Here is a 4,409-nt window from a genome sequence, read left to right as displayed (position 1 = left end):
GCTCCTTTTTTATGTGGGCGGTTCAAGGGTGAGTTTTCAAAGAAGGTTTCACTATATGGGCTCTGTCCTGTGTATTCCGAAAAATTCAGCGTAGCATTGAGCGCATCCGGTTGAAAGCTCATGTCGTTTGTATGTCCCGCATAAGGTAAATATTCTTTTACAGGACGGCCAAAACTATCGTACTCGATATGAGTAATCATATCGGTTCCGGTTCCGGATTGCTGTTGTGCAATTTGTTGGATGGGACGTCCTAATCCATCGAAATAGGTTACCTGTGATTGCGGATTGGCGGCACCTGCTTCACGGTAATTCGTGGTTTTAACGTAATTCTGATTGATACTTTGTCCTACTACAATCATAGGAAACAAGAGTAAGGCGTATACTATCTTTTTCATGATGATATTAGTTAGGTGCATAGTTGTATTGGTTTTCTTTGATGACATTCCCCTGGAAATCTTTTATTTTTTGTAAACGATTAAAAGTATCATATTCATAGGTTGTCGTTTGTCCTTTAGGATCCGTAATCGTACGGATTCCTATTTGAGGAATATAACTATAAGTAGTAACCATGGCTTCCGCAAGACTATTGCGTAAATTGTTAAGGGTCCCGATATGGGTTTCATTATAGTTTTGCAAGCCATTGATATCGGTTCCTAGAGCCGTTGCTACTTGAGCCGCAGTTGCATTCTCTATTTTGGCAATAGGCAATGATTTGTTATAGCCCCATAAATAAACAATAGGTGTTCCTTTTTCCTGTTGTAATTCTTGTGGATTTCCTTTGGAATCATAAGCATTATAAGCAATACGATTTTCAATTTCAAGATCTCCTTTGGAGACCAATACTTTTTTCGGTAAAATCAAATCGTTGCCCCAATTTTGGAAAGCCGTTCGTTGAACTGAAAACGTAGCAGCATCATTCATCGTTGTTTCAGTTTGTATTGGTTCTGCAATACGATGCAAGGCATTGCTCTTCATTGTATACACAGCATACCATTCTTCATTGGTCAAGGCTGGACCAGCCAAAAAAGTTGGACTTGCAATATCATCAGCATAAATCATTTTGGTACGATAGGTATTTCCTTTACTATCAGTAGTAGTGATGCGGGTAGGTTCTAAATGTACTGGATTATCGTAAAAGAAATCTTTGGTCTGCGTCAATATAGCTGCTCCAGAATAATTATTTGTGGTTTCTTTTATTTTAAAGTTTTCAGGGGAAAGCTTTATCAGTTGAATACTAAGCTTTTATAGAGATTATCAAAGAAGTCAGGTAACGATTTGGTAACGGTGCTTATTGCTCTGTTTTTCAATGTGTTTCCATCAGCTCACAGCAAATATACAAAAAAATACATTTTTACAAGTCTTATCTGTCAATCAGATAAGATTTGTAAAAAGAAAGAGTTAATGATTTCATAAAATGCTCTTTTGCCGATAAACTTTAATTGTTGCAGTCGATAATCTTCCAACCGCATTGTAAGTTGGTGGATTGTTCGGCTCACTTCAATTAGTTTTAGTTCCCATTTGTCGCAAAGCGTTCTTTGCAGTTTATCCGTTTGGTTGTCGTTGTACAAATCCAAAGTTGTACGGAATGGAGGATAATTTTGGAAAGCAATCCGGAGCGTACAAACCAATCTTTCTACTTGGCTCAAATCCACAACGCCCAAAACATCAACGGTCAAAACCTCGTCTTTGAAAGTGATAAAATTAGCGTTGGTAATGTGTAAGTTTTTCATCTTGTAAATCTTTAAATAACAGACGAAAAAACAAGACGAAAAAAATCTGGTTATCAACAAAAGCAAGCGGATTGAAAAAAAAGGAAAGAGCGGAAAAATAGCTAAAGCGAACAAAATCAAAGAATTAGGGAAAATACAAATTGTGGATAACTTTTTTATTTAGGCTGTTTAGACAATCTAAAAAGAACGAAAAACCCCCGAAAATTGCGAAGCAGTAATATTTTAAAGCGTGGCTTTGCCATATTTTTTTTCCTTTTTTTCTTTTTTTTGTCGCTGAAAGCGTAAAAACCGCTTCGAGTGAAGCGGTTTTTACTTTGTTTTATTTTTCAAACATTTCAGGCGAAGACATTATTTTATCTATTATTTTCTCCTGTTCTGCTTTTAGCTTTGAAGTATCTATTTCATATTTTCCAAGCACTTCATAAACTCCCTCAAACAAATGTACTAATGCACTTCTGTTAGGTTCAAGTTCTTTCATTATTGGGGTGTAAGGAAGAAAAATTGTAAACTCAATCTTTTTGTTTTTTTTGCTTGTTCGAGGTCCAACAATTTCATTAGTTGCTAACTCTTTTTTAGCAGAGATATTGAATATTAATTCGTAACCACCTTCGTAATGTTTCAAAAACATTTCTGATGGATGAACTAACAATGATACGTTATCACTTAAAAAGTTATGTAGTATATATGAGAAATTAAATTTAATTCCTGCTTGTATAAAAATATGGCTGAATTCTACTTTCATATTAATGGCATCCTGTTTTTGGTTTAAAACTTTTCTTATTACCGTCAAGTACTTCACCCGTTTTATCATAATGAGCTTGCAATCTATCTGTTTCTATGCCTTTTGCTTTTGCTGTTGTGGTCATCCCTAAATCTTCAACTACTTCGCCAGTAATTCTTTTACCAATGTTTTCTGGTTTTTCTCTGAGTATTCTTAATTGCTGATGAAGTCGTGTCGGAAGTCCTGTTGATTGAGTAACACGTCCTAAATCGGCTTTCCCGATTTTGTGTAACACTCCGTCTATTTTGATTTCATAGATACCAAAATTTCCAAGAGCTCCATTTGTATTTAAGTTTGGTGTAGGAGTTAATCCCATTGTATCAACCCAAGTATTAGGGTCGTGAACATAAGCATACACATTTAATCCACCTGCAATAGAAACTGGGTCTTGAGATATGAAAATTCCCGCTTCGCTATCATAGTACCTAAATCTATTATAATACAATCCCGTTTCTATATCTTCATACTGCCCCTGATAACGAAATGGAATAAAAGAACTTGCTCCTTCAAGATTACGGATTTTTCCATAAATATCCAACTCCATCTCCCAAACTTTTTCCCCTTTTTCATCAAATGCCTGGCATGGGGTTCCTAAATAATCGGTTACTATAGAATATTTATGATCTCCAACAATTTTGGCCGTAGGTTTAAATGTGCCTTCTTCAAAAACCCAAGTAATACAATCGGAAGTAATTGGTTCCGGTTTATTCTGTAGTAAGAATCCCATATCATCTACAATCCATTCGGGACGATTCTCTACTGCATAATTCCATTCATGTAATGGCGTATTTCCATCCCAAACAAAACGAGTGATATTATTAGCTACAATTTTGGCTGTTCGTCTTCCTACAGCATCATATTCAAATATTACTTTTGTTCCATTGGGTTTTTCTACCTGTTTGAGCATTCCATTTCCTTGCCATTCATACTTCCAGGTTTCTTTTCCTGTTTTCCGAATTAGATTGCCTTCAACATCGTACAGATAGAAAAATTCTTTGTCGCGTATTAACTTTCCACCTGCTCCATATTCTTTATCATTCCGCTCTTTTGTTTCAAATAGATTTCCTACCTCATCTGGAAACTTATAATCGTATTGCCCTTCTTCATATTTTGCCCAAGCTAAACTTCCAAAAGCATCATGTCCATAATCGGTTTGTCCTTGGGTAAGCTCATTGACCATTTTCCATAAACGGTTATTGGTGCTCCAACTGTAACGACGATGGCGCATAATTCGTTTTTCTGATTTTACCTGATGTACAATAGGGTGTCCGCCAGAATCATATTCCCAATTACTTTGTATTCCCCCACTCATAGTACGACTCAACTCTTGTCCCATCACACTATATTGTCGCTGCATTTCCCATGAATTTTCTAAATCCTTCGTTCCTGCTTGCGTTTGAATCAGATTGCCTAACTTATCGTATTCATGTTGGACATTAGCTCCTAAACTACTGGTTACTGCTATGCGTTGTCCATTACGATTAAAAATACTTTGTACACCATGTTCGCCTTGCTGATCCTCAATAATACGTCCCATCGCATCGCGCTGTAATTTCACAGTAATCTGCTCATTGACTGCTTCAATCATGAGACCTCGTTTATCATAACTATAGGCTTCCCAACTTCCATCATAATATTCGGAACGGATAATTTGCCCAATCAGATTATATTCATATTCCGTCCATCGATCTTCTGGTCGTTCAATGCGGACTACTTTACCTGCTCGATCTCTTCGGTACTCTCTTTTTAATCCGTCGAATCCAATTTCTTCTACAACATCTCCATTTCCATTTCTACGGAAACGGTATAATTCTTTATGTTCATTTTGAATGTTTACTAATTCTTCGTTTTCATTATACGCAAACTTCACTTTTACTCCATTCTCTTCCCGCATGGTG

At 36.4% G+C, this 4,409-nt stretch carries 5 protein-coding genes; all 5 read right to left on the bottom strand.

Translation table 11 applies throughout. From position 1 onward, the window contains the following. On the bottom strand, positions 1–395 hold a 395-nt coding region (locus tag P6733_RS17790; RefSeq protein WP_306354303.1), incomplete at its 3' end, for a DUF6443 domain-containing protein. 7 nt (positions 396–402) lie between these two features. After that, positions 403–1,158 carry an RHS repeat domain-containing protein gene (locus P6733_RS17785; protein ID WP_306354302.1) on the bottom strand — a complete coding sequence of 252 codons (756 nt, stop codon included), beginning with the start codon at positions 1,156–1,158 and terminating at the stop codon, positions 403–405. A 209-nt stretch (positions 1,159–1,367) separates the two neighbouring features. Further along, the gene (locus P6733_RS17780; protein WP_306354301.1) at positions 1,368–1,730 is read right to left on the bottom strand and encodes a hypothetical protein; all 363 of its coding nucleotides are present in this window, start codon (positions 1,728–1,730) and stop codon (positions 1,368–1,370) included. Positions 1,731–2,049: 319 nt separating this feature from the next. Next, positions 2,050–2,472 (bottom strand): hypothetical protein, encoded by a 423-nt coding sequence (locus tag P6733_RS17775; RefSeq protein WP_306354300.1) that lies wholly within the window; start codon positions 2,470–2,472, stop codon positions 2,050–2,052. Between the two features lies 1 nt (position 2,473). After that, the coding region (locus P6733_RS17770) for an RHS repeat domain-containing protein (protein ID WP_306354299.1) at positions 2,474–4,409 on the bottom strand (1,936 nt) is incomplete at its 5' end.

Origin of the sequence: Flavobacterium aerium, from assembly GCF_030766725.1 — a bacterium.
In the GTDB taxonomy this organism is placed as follows: domain Bacteria; phylum Bacteroidota; class Bacteroidia; order Flavobacteriales; family Flavobacteriaceae; genus Flavobacterium; species Flavobacterium aerium.
Note: the sequence above shows the minus strand (reverse complement) of the source record. Positions and strands in the feature narration are given on the sequence as shown.